This window comes from Caballeronia sp. LZ001 (assembly GCF_031450875.1).
Classification (GTDB): Bacteria; Pseudomonadota; Gammaproteobacteria; order Burkholderiales; family Burkholderiaceae; genus Caballeronia.
The window spans coordinates 3,188,617-3,205,222 of record NZ_JARTVX010000004.1; the positions used below are offsets into that span (position 1 = coordinate 3,188,617).

At 60.6% G+C, this 16,606-nt stretch carries 11 protein-coding genes and 1 pseudogene; 9 read left to right on the forward strand and 3 right to left on the reverse strand.

Annotated features, from left to right (window positions below; translation table 11 throughout):
* Positions 1-169: 169 nt before the first annotated feature.
* A complete protein-coding gene (locus tag P9292_RS25875) occupies positions 170-646 on the reverse strand; it encodes an SgcJ/EcaC family oxidoreductase (RefSeq protein ID WP_309961927.1) in 477 nt (158 codons plus the stop codon).
* Positions 643-1,269 (reverse strand): LysE family translocator, encoded by a 627-nt coding sequence (locus P9292_RS25880; RefSeq protein WP_250491629.1) that lies wholly within the window; start codon positions 1,267-1,269, stop codon positions 643-645. The genes P9292_RS25875 and P9292_RS25880 overlap by 4 nt, the downstream gene beginning before the upstream one ends.
* A gap of 402 nt (positions 1,270-1,671) precedes the next feature.
* On the opposite strand from P9292_RS25880, the gene sap1 reads away from it, so the two are divergent.
* Positions 1,672-2,025, forward strand: a complete 354-nt coding sequence (gene sap1 / locus P9292_RS25885) for a surface attachment protein Sap1 (RefSeq protein WP_309964184.1) — start codon at positions 1,672-1,674, stop codon at positions 2,023-2,025.
* Positions 2,026-2,029: 4 nt separating this feature from the next.
* On the opposite strand, the gene P9292_RS25890 is transcribed toward sap1, so the two are convergent.
* Positions 2,030-2,269, reverse strand: coding sequence for a hypothetical protein (locus tag P9292_RS25890; RefSeq protein ID WP_244826700.1), 240 nt, complete (start codon positions 2,267-2,269; stop codon positions 2,030-2,032).
* On the opposite strand from P9292_RS25890, the gene P9292_RS25895 reads away from it, so the two are divergent.
* The 8 genes and pseudogenes from P9292_RS25895 (at position 2,268) to P9292_RS25930 (ending at position 16,600) form a co-directional block, all read left to right on the forward strand.
* Complete coding sequence (locus P9292_RS25895; RefSeq protein WP_250462431.1) at positions 2,268-2,819, forward strand: YaeQ family protein; 552 nt, start codon at positions 2,268-2,270, stop codon at positions 2,817-2,819. The two genes, P9292_RS25890 and P9292_RS25895, sit on opposite strands and share 2 nt — an antisense overlap.
* A 235-nt stretch (positions 2,820-3,054) precedes the next feature.
* The gene (locus P9292_RS25900; RefSeq protein WP_309964186.1) at positions 3,055-4,200 is read left to right on the forward strand and encodes a site-specific integrase; all 1,146 of its coding nucleotides are present in this window, start codon (positions 3,055-3,057) and stop codon (positions 4,198-4,200) included.
* A gap of 199 nt (positions 4,201-4,399) precedes the next feature.
* Positions 4,400-4,846 (forward strand): helix-turn-helix transcriptional regulator, encoded by a 447-nt coding sequence (locus tag P9292_RS25905; protein ID WP_309964187.1) that lies wholly within the window; start codon positions 4,400-4,402, stop codon positions 4,844-4,846.
* Entirely contained in the window at positions 4,847-8,245 is a 3,399-nt protein-coding gene (gene pglW, locus P9292_RS25910; RefSeq protein WP_309961929.1) for a BREX system serine/threonine kinase PglW, read from the forward strand.
* Positions 8,184-9,062 carry a hypothetical protein gene (locus P9292_RS25915; RefSeq protein ID WP_309961931.1) on the forward strand — a complete coding sequence of 293 codons (879 nt, stop codon included), beginning with the start codon at positions 8,184-8,186 and terminating at the stop codon, positions 9,060-9,062. Before pglW ends, P9292_RS25915 begins: the two co-directional genes overlap by 62 nt.
* A gap of 23 nt (positions 9,063-9,085) precedes the next feature.
* Entirely contained in the window at positions 9,086-12,451 is a 3,366-nt protein-coding gene (gene pglX / locus P9292_RS25920; RefSeq protein ID WP_309961933.1) for a BREX-2 system adenine-specific DNA-methyltransferase PglX, read from the forward strand.
* Positions 12,452-12,473: 22 nt separating this feature from the next.
* Positions 12,474-12,857 (forward strand): annotated as a pseudogene (locus P9292_RS25925) (DUF7008 domain-containing protein); the annotation flags it as partial.
* 53 nt (positions 12,858-12,910) lie between these two features.
* Positions 12,911-16,600, forward strand: coding sequence for a phage resistance protein (locus tag P9292_RS25930; RefSeq protein ID WP_309961937.1), 3,690 nt, complete (start codon positions 12,911-12,913; stop codon positions 16,598-16,600).
* Positions 16,601-16,606: the final 6 nt, after the last annotated feature.

The following is a 16,606-nucleotide window of genomic DNA, read 5'->3' on the forward strand; positions in this document are numbered from 1 at the left end:
TCCATTTTTATCGCTGGGGATGCGCTGAAACCGAGTTGGTACACCAGCAACAGTGCTGCCGCACGGCGTTGGTACACAGGTTGGTACACAACGCCAGCGCCGATTGACAATATGCCCTATGCGGTGGGGCGTCGAGGCGTGTTCACTTGTTTATGCATCGGAAAGTAACTCAAGCGAGTTTCGGTTTCCCTATCTCGCGCAACTCGGCGCTCAGTTTGTCGCTTTCCTCCGGCCTTCCATGAAACGCGGCCGGCGTGTTCTGGAACAGCTCGATGCGATACGCCCCGTCGCACATCGACAGAACCATGGTCTGAATCGCGTTCAGACTCGGAGCGAGCGCCGCCGTGCCTCGTGGGCACATGCCTGCAACCGCACGCAAAAGCAAAGTCTGCCCGCTCGCCATGCGTCTGACTTCCCGCACCTTGGCCACGAAAAACGGCGTCGGATGCTGCGCGAAAATCGGTTGCAGATGCGCTTCGATGCACGCGCGGCCATCGATCGTGCTGCCGTCGAATCCGACCAGACTGCCGCGCTCGGCGAATCGCGCGGCCATTGCTGCCGCGTCTTGACGATTCCAGTCATCGAGCAAGCCGAAAAACACGCGGCGCGCGCTAGTCGCCCAATCAGCAAATGCGGTCTGAGTCATGTCGCCCTCTTCCATGCAGCCGCGAAGACGCCGGCGCCCATGAGCAGCGCGCCGCCGGTCCGATTCACCGTGCGCTGCACGGAGGGCTTACGAATTGCCCGACGCGCGCCCGATGCGAGCAACGCGTAAAAGAACGCGTTAGCAGCCGCCAGCCCGACAAAGGTTGCCTCGAACAGCGCGATTTGCGAGACGCTTGCCGCGTGGGGATCGATGAACTGCGGCAGAAACGCGACGAAGAAGATGATGCTCTTCGGGTTGAGCGTGGTTACCGCGTAGGCGTGGGCCAGGATGCGGCCGGTGCGCAGATCGTCGCCGGCCTTGACTGCGTCCGTGTCGATCACCGGCGCGCGCCACAACTTGATGCCCAAGTAAAACAGATACGCCGCGCCCACCCACTTGACCACCATGAACAGTTCCGCCGATGCCGCCAGCAAAACGCCGAGACCGAGCATGGAAGCCGTCATCGACGTGAGGTCGCCGAGCGCCACGCCGAGCGTCGTCGCGAGCGCATACTTGCGCCCGTGCCCGAGCGCGTAGGACACGACCAGCAATACGGTCGGGCCAGGGATTGCAACAAGAATGGCCGATGCGATAGCGAACGGCAGCCACTGAGCAAGCGTCATGGGATGTCTCCTGATTTCGTTGGGATTGATTTATCCATGAACGGCGGCGCGGCGCAATAGGCCGGAAGGCTAGCTAGACATCTCGGCAAAGAATCGATTGCTTGGAAGGTTGGAAAGCGCTCTTGGTCGGGTAATGCGCCGCACAAGAATCGTGTTGAGATAAATCGCTACCATTGGCAAGTAATAACCGCTTCAATTTCCTCCAAATAGAGGGTTTTGATACCTTTCATATTAATACGCTGCGTTCTGACGAACTAACGCAAGCGTGCGACATTCCGGCTTATTGCAATCGCACACAACTTGTGCTTGCAAACTTTAAAACGTCGATTAGCATGGCTTTTGCATTTAGCGGCTTTTAAATACATAGCTAATTTCGAGACGAATTCGTTTGGAGGCTACTCAATGAAGAAGCGCGCCAGTTTTCTCGTTGCAATGGTAGCGACGTTCGCTATCGCTTGCGTTGCGCAGGCCCAGGACAGCGCGGTTCAAGCCCAACAGACATTCACGTTCCGGCCTAACTCATATGGTTGCCTGTCCAAGGACAAATTCGATTCGGCCGATGAGCATGCGAAAGCTGGCGAGCATCAAAAGATGCAGCAATATTTCGAAGGCTTCGAATGCGTTTCGACGCCGGTCGATTCGCATTTTCGCGTATTGCGCGTAGTCGGACACGACATCGAATTCGTCAATGCGTCGAATAGCGATACGCAGGGAATGTGGACTGCCGACCGGTTTATCGAGCAGAAAGGGCTTTGAGTAATTACGAATGACGGTAGCCGACGCGCATCGAATGAATGCGCGTAGGTAAATCATTGCCGTTGAAAATGGTGCCATCTTCCGTGGCGGCGAACGCTCGCTGCGCGCATCTTATTCTTCCAATTTGTTCCTGAATCACCGCACAATGTCGGTCGCGTGAGCGTCGGCGTGCGGTGTCTTGGTATTTGTTCGCCGCCTCTTCTACTTTCCTTGCCGGTTTTCGACCGGCCTTTTGGTGTTGCATGGCCCTCAAATCGACAATCTACAAGGCGGACCTTCAGATCGCCGACATGGACCGCCACTATTACGGCGACCATTCCCTGACCATCGCGCGTCATCCTTCCGAGACCGACGAACGGATGATGGTGCGCGTCGCCGCTTTTGGCCTATTCGCGAGCGAACGACTGGAGTTTTGCAAAGGACTATCCGACACCGATGAACCCGATCTCTGGCAAAAGGACCTTACTGGTCAGATCGAGACGTGGATCGAGATCGGCCAACCGGACGAGCGGCGTATCGCGAAAGCGAGCGGTCGCGCGGACCGCGTGGTGGTTATCGCGTATGCGGGGAGGACGAGCGATATCTGGTGGCAAGGTGTGAAGGGCAAGGTCGAGCGTCTACAGAACGTGACGGTGTGGTCGCTTGAGGAGGGCGTCGGCGAGGCGCTTGGCAAGCTGGCCGAACGGACGATGCGGCTGCAGATGACGGTGCAGGATGGTGAGGCGTCGTTGGGGAGCGCGACGGTGGATCCGGTGATGATTCGGAAGGGGGTGTTTAAGGGGGCGGCGGTTTGATGCCGATGCGGGCGGGTTGAACGACGCGCAGTTTACGTGTGGGATATCGTCAACGCAAAAAGGCTCAGCCGAATAGCTGAGCCTTTTGACTTTTCGTGGTGGAGAGGAGGAGGATCGAACTCCCGACCTTCGCATTGCGAATGTAAAAATCACCTCAATAAAAACAAGGCTTCTAGCGCATTTTTCGATTATTTGCCACAATATCGCCACATTCCATACAAGCGAGCATCGAGAAATGCCGACCGTCCGAAAGCGTGGGCAGTATCAATGGGAGGCGCAGGTACGCCGGCGCGGCTACCCCGCGCAAAGCAAGACCTTTACCACCAAGGCCGAGGCGGAGGCCTGGGCCAGCATGGTCGAATCGGAAATGTCACGCGGGGTATGGGTCAGCCGTAATGAGGCCGAGGCAACAACGCTCTACGAAGCGCTGAAACGCTACGAGGAAGAAATCTCGCTCTCAAAGAAAGGGGCGGCGCAGGAAGCTTCCGTCTTAAAGACCTGCCAGGCTGCTGACTTGGCGATGCGGCCGTTAGCCACAATCCGGAGCGCCGACATTGCGAAACTTCGAGATGAATGGCTGAAGGACTACAAACCTGCCACGGTACTGCGTCGCTTGGCCGTTCTTTCGCATGTGTTCAACGTTGCTCGCAAGGAATGGGGAATGGAAAGCCTGTCAAATCCAGTCGAGCTAATTCGGAAACCACAACCGAACAACGCGAGGACGCGACGCATTGCCCTCGGCGAGCCAGCGGCAGGAGTTCCAGACGCCGACGATCTCGAGTCAGAGCGGGGCGCGCAGGATGGCGAGCTCGAACGTGTTGTCACGGCCAGCAACTCTGCGCTGCTGCCCGCTATCATCTGGCTGGCCGTTGAAACGGCTATGCGTCGGGGAGAAATTGTTTCGCTGCGATGGGAACACGTGGATCTCAAGCGCCGAGTCGCGCATCTTCCAGCCACAAAAAATGGAGACGCCCGCGACGTGCCGTTGTCGCCCCGAGCTATCGCGGTCCTTCAAGCCCTGAAGGACAATCGCGACGAAACCGAGGATACCACCAAAGTTGCCCCCACAAGTGACGGCGTAAGCGACGAAAAACGGAGAGTGTTCGAAATTCGCAGCGATGCCGTCACGAGGGCATTCGAGCGTGCTGTGGCACGCGCGCGCATTAGCTACGTCGAAGAGTGCAATGAAGCCAACCGGCGGCCTGATGGGAAGTTTCTGACAGACCTACGCTTTCATGACCTGAGACACGAAGCCACGTCGCGCCTAGCATCAATCTTCCCTCTGCACGAGCTAACCAAGATCACGGGCCACAAAGATCCGCGTATGCTGATGCGCTATTACCATCCACGCGCCGAAGATCTCGCGAAGAAGTTTCAATGAAACCGATGTCCGCATTTTGATTTGGCGTGTGACCCGATTGCTTTTTTGAGAATTCGCGGTATTTGGTCATAGATGACCGAAACCTGAGAAAGGTTGCGCGCTTCTAGTGCGCGGAGATATTAGAGGCGACGCATCATCAAGGCACCCACTGACCCGCCGCAAGAACGCCCATCCCGTCTGTCACCGACAAGCGTCGTTGATGGATGCATGGAGAAACTGTTTCGCGACCTCTTTGGGGCTCAGAAAGCGCCGTTGGTGTCCGGTCTTATTCGACAGTGCTTCCCGGCCCGTTCTCGCACCAACACTCCGAACTTATGATGGCGCGCTGTTCAAAAATAGACTGACGCTCGACCACCGCTCTGCTATCCTGCGCAGCACCCCACGTTTCGCTGGTGATCGATTGATCCGCTCAAATTTGACCCTGCTCATGCGCCGCCGTCAGTTCAAGGTGGCGGAATTGGCGCGCATTGCCGGAGTTAATCGCAGCGCGGTGACGGCGTTGGCCAATAACCGCGCGAGCCGCGTTGAGCTCGCCACGCTCGAGCGTATCTGCACCGTCCTGGATTGCCAACTGGCTGAGCTACTTGAAATCGTGCCGGACGACGTTTTGCACGCGGGCGCTGCGATGCGCGATGGAGCAATCTAGATGCCGATGAGTTCATCCCGCTGGCAAGCCGTCGCTCAGTCGCAATTCGCTTGGGAGCGTGAAGCGCTGGACTGGCTTCGAAACCATCTCCCCGACCGCGAGCCGTGGCACGTCTGGTCGAATTTCGAATTCATCGACGAGGAAGGCAAGGTCAATGAGGTTGACGCGCTGATCCTCACACCCTCAGGTCTATTTCTGGTCGAGATCAAGAGCCGACCCGGCGTGGTGGCCGGCGACGCCCACACCTGGTCGTGGGTCACGGATGGCCGCGAGCGCGCTTACGACAACCCGTTGATCCTGGCCAACCGCAAGTCAAAGCGGCTCGCCAGCCTGCTGCGTCGGCAGTCCTCTGCGCAAAAGGCCAAGGTGCGTTTGCCGTTTGTCGAGCCGCTGATTTTCTTGTCTGCCACCAGCCTCACCTGCAAGCTCACTGGCACTGCGCGGGCAGGCATCTACCTGCGTGGTCAGCCGAGCAGCGAGTCCGACGTGGGAATCATCGGCGTGCTGCACAACGGCACGGGCAGCGTCCGCGACACCCAGCCGAGCCACGTCGACCAACAGCACGCGCGCGTGCTCGCCCGCGCCATGGCCGAGGCCGGCATCCGACCTTCGAACAAGTACCGCAAGGTCGGCGACTATCAGCTCGGCGCTCTCTTGTCTGAAGGGGCGTCGTTTCAGGACTGGGAAGGCACGCACACCGCGATGGACAGCGTGCGTCGCCGCGTTCGCATCTATACCGTTGCCGCCGCGGCTAGCGCCGATGCTCGCAAGTCGTTAGTCCGGCAGGCACAACGCGAGTTTCAAATCCTCGAAGGCATTGACCACCCGGGCATCGTTAAGGTCAAGGACTATCAGGACACCGAGCTCGGCCCGGCATTGATCTTCGACCACGACGCCAAGGCGATCCGCCTGGACTTCCTGCTGCGTGAGATGGGTCAACTCCTCAGCGTGGACCAACGCCTGCAGATCGTGCGGGACCTGGCCGAGACGTTGAAGTACGCGCACCAGAAGCGACTGTATCACCGTGCATTGTGTCCCCAGAGCGTTCTGGTGCAAGACGTGGCTGGTGCAACCCCGCGGCCGCGTATCATGAACTGGCAGACGGGCACGCGTGAGGGCACCCAGAACAGCGACACGGTTGATCCGGCGCGCCGCACGGTCGGCGGCACCATGCACGTTGACGAGTATGTCGAAGACCCCGGCTTGGTCTACCTGGCTCCGGAGACCTCGCAAGCTGAGGTCCAGCACGGACCGAGCCTGGACGTATTTTCTCTCGGTGCCATCACATACCACGTGTTCTCCGGGCGGCCGCCTGCGGGGTCGGTCTTGGAGCTGGCTGAGAAACTGCGCGTTGGGCAAGGCCTGCGGCTCTCCGACGTGATGGACGGTTGCGGTAAGCAACTGCAGGACCTCATCCAGTACAGCACCAGTCCTGATGTAATGGGCCGCTATGGGTCCATCGATGAATTCCTTCAAGACCTCGACAAGGTCGTCGACGAACTGACGACGCCGGAGCCCGAGGCTACCGTCGACCCTGCCGAAGCTCGCCCCGAAGAGCGCATTGAAGGCGGCTTCACGGTGATCCGCCGTATGGGCAGAGGCTCGTCCGCCGACGTGCTGTTGGTCCGCCCAGATGACAGCGCCGAAGAGATGGTTCTCAAGGTGGCTCTCGACGCCAGCCACAACGACCGGATCACTGCGGAAGGCGAAGCGCTGAAAAAGCTGCGTCACCCGAACATCGTCGAGTGGCAGCGCACGCTCACCGTCAATGGCCGCACTGCGCTTCTGATGCGCAAGGCGGGCGACACCACGCTGGCGCACCGCATCCGGGAAGAGGCTCGCTTGTCCCTTGACCTGTTGCAGCGATTCGGAGAGGAACTCATTCAGGCTGTCGACTACCTGGAACAGCAGGGAGTGGCACACAGGGATATCAAGCCCGGCAACATCGGCATGTCGCAAGTAGGCTCCAAGGGCAAACTGCAATTGGTGTTGTTCGACTTCTCGCTCACGCGCACCTCGCCTGAGAACATATCCGCAGGTACACACCCGTATCTCGACCCATTCCTTTCGCTGCGCAAGCCCCCGCGCTGGGACCTCTACGCCGAGCGGTTCGCGCTTGGCATCACGCTGCACGAGATGGTTACGGGCGCGCTGCCGCGCTGGGGTGATGGCAAGACGCAACCATCGATGCTCGATTGCGAAGCCACTCTGGCGGTGGAGCGTTTCGATCCATTGCTTCGCGACGGCTTCGCAGCCTTTTTCGCCAAAGCACTGAGCAGAAACCCACGCGCGCGTTTCGATAACGCCGAGGAGATGCTGCGCGCCTGGCGCCAAACGTTCGAGGCTGGTGCATCCGGGAGCCAGCAGTCACCGGACCCATTCGAAGCAGTGGCGCGCGTCGCCACGGCCGACACGACCATGGCAGAGTTGGGCTACAGCGTTGAAGCGCAGAACGTCCTCGAAGCTATGGCCATCCATAATGCGCGCGAGCTACTGGCTGTGGACCGCGTGCGCTTTCGCTACTTGCGCGGCGTAGGTGACCGAATCCGAAAGGAAATCGGTCTCAAAGCCACGGCGCTGGCTGCCATCCGGCCAGACCTTGTGCAAGGCCGCCCTACGCTGCATGAGGTAGACGCCGAGTCCGCGTCTGCCGGCGCCACCAGTGTCAACGAGTTGGCAGCCCAATTGCTTCCTCGCAGGCCGGTGGGAGACGGCCGTGCTGAAGAAGCGGCCCTGGCCATCTACCTCGGCCTTGAAGAGGCCGAAGGCTCCACGCTGTGGACGCCACTGGGCGTTGCCGCCAATGCGATCTCGCTTGACCGGAGCGCCGTTTCGAGCGCGCTACTGAGGGCCCGCGAGCGCTGGCTGAAGACGCCGCGGCTTACCGAACTGCGCAACCACTTCGAAAGCCTGCTCCCTACCCAGGGCGGCGTAATGACGGTGCCCGAGATGGCATCGGCACTGCTCGCCATGCGAGGGTGCGCATCCCAGGAAGATGCCGAACGCATGCGCCTCGCCACCGCTGTGGTTCGCGCCTGCTGCGAGGCCGAAGCCCAACTGGAACGCCAACGCTTTCAGGAGTTCGAACACCTTCCCCTACCGTTGATCGCCGTCTCCGCGGAGTTGGCCGAATACGCCCGCCGGCTCGGCGCCTCCGCGGACGCGTGCGCCCAGGCCGAACCCTTGCTAACACCGCAGCGAGCACTCGAGACGCTTGAGTCGGTGCCGCCTCCTGCGGCGAACCCGGTGCTCTCGGCGCAGCGCCTGCTCCGTCTGTCCACCGCATCATCTCAGCGCGCAGCGCTGTCTCAGCCGGCAAGAAATCTATCCGCGTGGCATGGCCGCTTCTCTAGCGCTGCGCCAGTCGCTCGGCGCGCTGATGGGTGTGCGGTTCCTTAGGGTAAAGGATGTGCAGGATCGGGTGGCCGGTCGCTACCCAGAGGCTCAGCCACTCCCGCCGCGCCCCCTCCTTGACACTTTGCTCGGCGATGCGGGTGCGCTGCTCTTCTGGAGTGATGATGCGCCGGCAGGTCCGGGCTACGTGCCCTCCACGCAAGCGCTTAGCGCGTCAGTCGGGACCACCACCCAATACTCGCGTGCCACCACGGCCAGTGGCACGCAGGTGTCCGACGTCGGCGTCGATGAAGCGCTTGACCTCTCCATCGAGGCGCAGAAGCTGGAAGATCGCCTCGCCTACTCGCAAAAGGCCGGCGGTTTTCTCGTGCTTACTGTCGAGCCACGCCTTGCGTACCGTGTCGAAGCCGAATTGCTTCGCCGTTTCGGCCGCCAGCGCACGAGCTTCGATGCGCTTATCCTCAGGGCATTGCGACAGCAAGCTGAGGCGTTGAAGGTCGACTGGAACGTCGTGCTTCGTGCCGATGGGGCTGCCGCGACCAGTTCCGATTGGGGTCGTCTGATGCGCCTCGTGCAGAAGGCGGTGCCCCAGGTAAAGCAGGCGCTCCTTGACGCGACGGCACCAGTGCTTCTAGTCAATTCAGGGCTGATCGCGCGCTACGGCCTGATGCCACTTATCGACGAGCTGCGTGACGAGGTGGGTCGGCCGGGGAAGCTCAGCAGCCTGTGGGTGCTGTTGCCGATGGCTTCCACCGGTCTGCCCACCATCGACGATGTCCCGGTCCCGGTCATCACCTCCACACAGTGGGCCTCCGTTCCCGTTGCATGGGCCAAGAACCTGCACCGCGCAGCAGCAGTGTGACCATAAGAATTGAACCACCGCTAATGATCGACCCCAAAATCCTGCTAACTGATTTGACCCGCCTGCTCAGGCGGTTGGAAGACGATCTGCGCGAGCGCGCGCTAAGTCCCGATAGTGGCGTACCAGCATTGCGTGCTCAACTGCAGGCAGAGTGGCAGGCTGCGTGTGATGCCGAGCGTACGGCAGAGACCTTCGAGTCCTGGGTCGAACAGGTCGTCACCCAGGCCGGTGTGCACTGGCTGCTGAGCTGTGTATTCCTGCGCTTTATTGAAGACAACGCGTTGGTGGACAGGCCCTGGCTTAGTGGCACCCCACAGTCAGGCCGTCTGGCCTTGGCGCGCGACCGGCATGACGCGTACTTTCGCGAGCATCCACATGAGAGCGACCGCGACTACCTGCTCTTGTGTTTTCGTGAGGCGGGCGCACTGCCAGGGCTCCACACCTTCTTTGACGAAGCGCACAACCCGGTCTTTCGCCTCGGCATCAGCGGTGACGCTGCGATGGCGGTGATGCAGTTCTGGCAAGAGGTTGCTGCCGACTCCGGGACGCTGGTTCGCGATTTCACGGACCCCACGTGGAACACCCGCTTCCTCGGCGACTTGTACCAAGACTTGAGCGAAGCCACTCGCAAACGTTACGCGCTACTGCAGACTCCCGAGTTCGTCGAGGAGTTCATTCTCGACCGCACGCTGACCCCCGCCATCCGCGAGTTCGGATACAGGGAAGTGCGGATGATCGATCCCACTTGCGGATCGGGGCACTTCTTGCTGGGCGGTTTTCACCGCATGGTGGACGAGTGGTCGCGCAATGAGCCCGCACTCAACCGACGTGACGTAGCGCAGAAGGCGCTGGATGCGGTCGCCGGCGTTGACCTGAATCCGTTCGCTGTGGCTATCGCGCGTTTCCGTCTGCTTCTGGCAGCACTACAGGCCAACGACGTGCATCGCATGACCGATGCACCGGACTTCCGTGTGAACGTGGCTATCGGTGACAGCCTGCTGCACGGACAGCGTTACGGGTTAACCGGAACGGATGACATGTTCCAGAGTTCCGAACACTTCACCGGAACGGGTTTGGGCCATACGTATGCGAGCGAAGACCTGACCGATGTGCAGCGCATCTTGGGCTGGCAGTACCACGCGGTGGTTGGCAACCCGCCATATATCGTCGTGAAGGACGCAGCGCTAAATCGAGCGTACAGGCAAATTTACGCGAGCTGCCACAAAAAGTACTCGCTTGGATGTCCTTTCACGGAGCGCTTCTTCGATCTGGCCGTGACTGGCAAGGTCGGGCAATCTGCTGGCTTCGTTGGCCTAATTACCACCAACAGTTTCATGAAGCGAGAGTTTGGGAGCAAGCTGATCGAGGAAGTACTGCCGCGCCTTGACCTTACGCATGTAATCGATAGCTCAGGCGCATGGATACCGGGTCACAACCGGGATGGCACAGCTACGGTAATTTTGTTTGGACGACATCGTGCACCGGTAAGCGACACAGTACGCACTGTGGTCGGCATGAGGCACGAACCAAGCACGCCGCAAGACCCTGCGCGAGGCCTAGTGTGGTCGGCGATTGTTGAACAGCTTGACCAGGTCGGGTCCGCGAGTGAGTTCGTCAGTGTCTCCGATGCGCCGCGCCCTGAGTTCTGTCACCACCCTTGGAGCATTGGCGGCGCCGGGGTGGGTGATCTTCTGGAACAAATCGAGGATGCTTCAGCAACGCGTCTCGGTGAGATTAGCGACGCGATTGGCCGCACCACGCATACGGGCGAGGACAACGTCTTTTGCGTATCGCCGTCCTGGGTCACCAGAAATCGCGTCGCCGGAGGCACGGTCTCGCTCATTGAAGGCGAGCACGTCCGAAATTACGGTCTTACTGTTGAGGTCGAGACAATCTTTCCTTACGACCGCACGACCGCCGCGGCGAGTGAGGACCTGCCGACTCGAGTCTGGCAACACTTCTGGATGTTTCGCCGACTGTTAAAGGAGCGACGCGACTTTGGTAACTTCATCGAAGAACGAGGCCTACGATGGTATGAGCATTCGATGTTTTTCCCAAATCGCTACCGCAAGGCGCTAGGGATTGCGTTCGCTGACATAGCTACCCACAACCATTTTGTCCTCGACCACGGCGGCAAGGTTTTTAACCGCACGGCTCCCGTGATCAAGCTAGCAGGTAGCAGCACAGAGGACGATCACTTGGGGCTGCTGGGGTTGCTCAATTCGTCGGTGTCGTGCTTCTGGTTGAAACAAGTATGCTTTCCAAAGGACGGTCAAGGCCGAATGTGGGAGGAGCGGTTTGCTTTCAACGCAACCAACGTGACCGAGTTCCCGCTGATCGAGCAGCGCCCGGTAGATTTGAGTCGCCGGATTGACGCGCTTGCGCGGGCACTTGCTGCTGCGCTTCCCGGCGCCTTACTAGCGGCGGCAAGTGCTGGCACACAGCAACTGCCTACCCGAGCCGACTTGGATATAGCGCGTACTCGCACAACCCAATTACGGCACCAAATGATCGCGTTGCAGGAGGAATTGGACTGGCACTGCTATGGCCTCTACCGTCTGCTTCCCGATAGCATGGACGCGTCGACCTTCCGGTCCTCTGCGCCGCCAGATGTAAGGCTTGGAGAGCGAGCTTTCGAGATCGTTCTCGCGCGCCGCGTTGCCGATGGTTCGACCTCGACTAACTGGTTCGAGCGCCATGGCTCGACTGCCATTACTGAGATTCCTGCTCACTGGCCGGAAAGCTATCGCCAAGTGGTGGAGTGCCGTATCGCCCTGATCAAGCGCGATGCGAGCATCGGCCTCCTCGAGCAACCTTTGTACAAGCGCCGCTGGAACGCGCCTTCGTGGCATGAGCTCGAAAAGGCCGCGCTGTTAGATTGGCTGCTGACGCGACTGGAATCCCCCCGGTACTGGACCACCAGCGCCGACCAGCCGCCGCAGCTTAGCTCCACCAGTCGTCTTGCCGATATCGCCCGTCAAGACGCCGACTTTATGCAGGTCGCCGCGCTCTACGCCGACCATGCCGACTTCGATCCCAGCCATCTTGTCGCCGAACTTGTGGCGAACGAAGCGGTGCCTTTCATGCAAGTGCTGCGATACGCCGACAGCGGCCTGCGCAAGCGCGCCCAATGGCAAGAAACTTGGACCCTCCAACGCCGCGAGGACGAGATTGATGAGCGGGTTGATGCAACAGCAGGTTTACGGCGGCAACGGCTTATGGCCAGCGCGAGAGATGCCGCAAGCGGCAGCGAACCCGATGCCAGTGCTCTGCAATTGGTCGAGACGACGCTTCGCACCGAACTCGACCGAGAGAAGGCGGAACGCAAAGCAGCTGAGGTAGGCAAGATCCCCGTTCCCGCCCAAGTACCAGAGCAAGGACTTCGTTAAGGCGGACTTCTGGCGCCAACGCGGCGCTCTAGATGTGCCAAAGGAGCGTTGGGTCAGCTATCCCGGCTGCGAGCGCAGCGCTGACGGCAGCCTCGTTATCGCCTGGGCTGGCTGGGACCATCTGCAGCAAGCCACCGCCTTGGCCACGTACTTCATCGACATGAAGGAGCATGAAGGCTGGAGTCGTGAACGTTTGCACCCCTTGCTGGCCGGCCTGCTCGAACTCGTACCCTGGCTCAAGCAATGGCACAACGACGTGAACCCCGATTTCGGGGCGCGCATGGGCGACTACTACGAGAGCTTCGTGACCGACGAGGCGCGAGCCCTTCAGTTCACGCTGGATGACGTTCGCGCATGGAAGCCAACAGTGACCACGGTCAAACGCGGACGCAAGAAAGCGGCATGAGTTGGCCGCATTGCGCTTCGGGCTAAACGACCGGCTGAGAGAAGACAACAAACATGACACTGATCCGAGAACTGATCGCCATTCCCGAGCAAGTCCACCAGGGCGACTTTGTCCTGAAGCTGGCCGACGGCGTGACGCATGCGGAGGCGACGCTGCGCGACTACGTGGTGACGCCACAGCTCAATGCTTGCTTCAATGACGCACTAACGTTTATCAAGCAGGCGGTTCAGGGAGGCACAAGCAAGGCCGCGTACCTGCATGGCAGTTTCGGCGCCGGCAAGAGCCATTTTATGGCCGTCCTCAACCTGCTGCTTGACAACAACGTCGCTGCACGGTCGATGCCCGAATTGGCCAATGTCGTGGCGAACCACAACGGGTGGACACAGGACCGCAAGTTCCTGCTTGTGCCGTACCACATGATCGGCGCGCGCAGCATGGAGTCGGCCATCCTGGGTGGCTATGCCGATTTCGTCCGCGAACGACATCCGGATGCCCCGATCCCGGGCTTCTACCTTTCGGAGCGGATGTTCCAGGATGCCGTGCGCATGCGCGAGCGCATCGGCGACGAGGCCTTTTTCCGTGATCTGAACTCAGGGGAAGATGCGGGCGGCGGCGACAGCGGGTGGGGCGACCTAAGCGGCGGGTGGGATGCAGCGAGCTTCGAAGCTGCGATGCTGGAGCCACCGAGTGGTGACGACCGCGTACGCCTGGTCGGCGACCTGATCAGCCGGTATTTCACGGCCATCGCCGATGTGGCCGAAAGCCGGGGCGAGGCGTTTGTTCCGCTCGACGATGGACTCAGCATCATGAGCCGCCACGCCGAGGGCTTGGGCTATGACGCGGTGATCCTGTTCCTGGACGAGCTGATCCTGTGGCTGGCCAGCCGGGCGGCCGATGTGAGCTTTGTCAGCAGCGAAGGCACCAAGCTCGTGAAGCTGGTCGAGGCCGGCAATGCCGACCGTCCCATTCCGCTCGTGAGCTTCGTGGCCAGACAGCGCGACCTGAGGGAACTCGTGGGCGAGAATCTGGCTGGCTCGCTGCAACTGCAGTTCAGCGACGTGTTGCGTCACTGGGAGGCACGGTTCCATCGCATCACGCTGGAGGACCGGAATTTGCCAGCCATTGCCGAGAAGCGGGTGCTCAGGCCGGTTTCCGAGGCAGCCCGACAAACATTGGGTAACGCCTTCGATGAATTCCAGAAGGTTCGTCCGGAGGTCTGGAATACCCTTCTGACCGAGACTGCGGACAAGGAGATGTTCCGCAAGGTCTACCCCTTCAGCCCGGCACTGGTGCAGACCTTGATCGCCGTATCGGCGGCACTGCAGCGCGAGCGCACCGCCCTGAAGCTGATGCTGCAACTGCTGGTCGACCGACGCGATGATCTGGATCTGGGACAAATTATCCCGGTCGGCGACCTGTTCGACGTGATCGCCGAAGGTGACGAGCCGTTCTCAGAGGCGATGCGCATCCACTTCGACAACGCAAAGCGGCTGTATAAGCAAAAGCTGCTGCCACACCTGGAGCGGCAGCACGGCGTTACCTGGGAGAACATTCGGATTGGCGATGCCGACCCGGCCAAGGCAAGGGTGTTACGCAACGATGCGCGGCTGATCAAGACGCTGCTGTTGAGCGCACTTGTGCCGGAAGTAGATTCTCTGAAGGCCTTGACGGCGCAACGACTCGCAGCGCTGAACCACGGCACGATCAAATCGCCTATCCCGGGCCGAGAAACCCAAGACGTGCTGCGCAAGTGCAGGGAGTGGGCGGCGGACATCGGCGAGATCAAGGTCACGGATGACACCAACCCGTTGATCTCGATCCAAGTGACGGGCGTGGACATCGAGCCCATCGTGCGCGGCGCGGCGTCTAACGACAACCCGGGGAACCGGCGGCGCCGGGTGCGTGAGATGCTGTTCGAGCAGCTCGGGGTGACCGACACCAACGACATGTTCGCGACCTACCCCGTGCTGTGGCGCAATACCCGGCGTGAGGTCGAGGTGCTGTACGAAAACGTACGCGAGATGTCGGACGAAAAGCTCCGTGGGCGCCAAGGCACCTGGACGGTGGTAATTGATTTCCCGTTCGACGACCCGAAGTTCACGCCAGCGGACGACCTTGCCCGCTTGGCCGCCTACAAGGGCGATGACACGCAGACACTGGTGTGGATGCCGTCATTCTTCAGCGTCAAGGCGCAGCATGACCTGGGCCGTCTGGTAGTGCTGGACTACATCCTGACCGGCGAGCGCTTCAACGACTTTGCCGCTCACCTTGCGCTGGTGGACCGAGGCCCTGCCCAGGCGTTGCTGCGCAACCAACGCGACCAGTTGCAGCAACGCGTTCGACAATACCTTGAGGTGGCGTACGGCATTGCAGGTGACTCGCGCGACGCGGTAGTGAACCCGTTGCCCGCAGAAGACCAGTTCCGATCGCTGGATCAAACGCTGACGCCCCAGTCGCCGGTGGGGGCGAACCTGAAATTGGCCTTCGAGGCACTGCTCGATCAGTTGTTCAGGCATCAATACCCCGCACACCCGGTTTTCGATGCCGAGGTGAAGCCCGCCGTAGTCAAAAAGGTTTGGCCCGAGCTGGAACGCGCCCTCTCGGCCAGCGATGGGCGCGCACCGGTCGGCGACCGGGTGGTGCGGCAGTTGATCCGCTCGATCGCTGACCCGGTGCAGTTGTGCAAAACCGGCGAGACCCACGTTGTGCTGGCCGATCACTGGCGTTCGCATTTCCTTCGCGGCCAAGCCAAAGAGGGCGCGTTGTTCACGGTGGCCAACCTGCGCAAATGGATCGACGAACCGCTTGCGATGGGACTTCCGGCAGAGGTGCAGAATCTGATCATCCTCACCTTCGCAGGGCAAACCAATCGCCGCTTCGTGCTGCGTGGGGGCCCCTACACGCCCGGTATCGACCAGATGTCGGACGAGCTGGAGTTGCGTGAGCAAACCCTGCCGGAACAGAGCGACTGGAAAGCGGCGTGCGAGCGTGCGGCTGCCCTGTTTGGCTTGACGGTACCCATTTCGCGAAATGCGAGCAACGTAGCCAAGTTGGTTGAAGAAGTTCAGAGCAGAGCACGTGAGGTACGGGAGCCGATTGGCAGCCTCGTCACTACGCTGAATGAGAAATCGGCTCTTTTTCCGTCGGCTGGCGATAACCAGCGCCTGAAGACATCACGTTCGGCACTGGCACTGTTGGCCAGCCTGTTGAGCGCCGAAGGCGCCGCAGTCGTCAAGGCCCTCGCTAACGCACCGGTCGAAACCTCTGAGACCGCCATGGGCCAGACATTGGCCAAAGCGAGAACGCTGGACGAAGCCGCGCGCACCGCGGCTTGGGAGATTTTCGAGGCGATGAAGGTACTAGCCGACGACCGACAGGCGGCAGCACGAACGATCGTGTCCAAAGTGGGCGAGGCATTGGCTGCTGATGAGCAGGCGATTGAACTGAAGCCAGCGCTTGGTGAGCAGGGCCGCAGGGCGGTCAGCTTGCTCACCGTCGCGCCGGCGCCAGTGCCAGCAAGAACACCTACATTCGAGGGTACGCCACCCCTGCCATCAGCGGCGCCTGCGCCCACAGCTACGGACGGCGTGGTTCCCCGGCCGACGGTCATCGTGCAGGAGTCGCAGGCAGCCGACCTTGCAAGCCCGCAGGCCTTGGCTTTGCTCGATCAACTTCACGCCGAACTGGACCACGATGCTGATCTGAGGCTCTCGATCTCGTGGCGCCTCGCCAAGCCGGGGTGAGTTAGG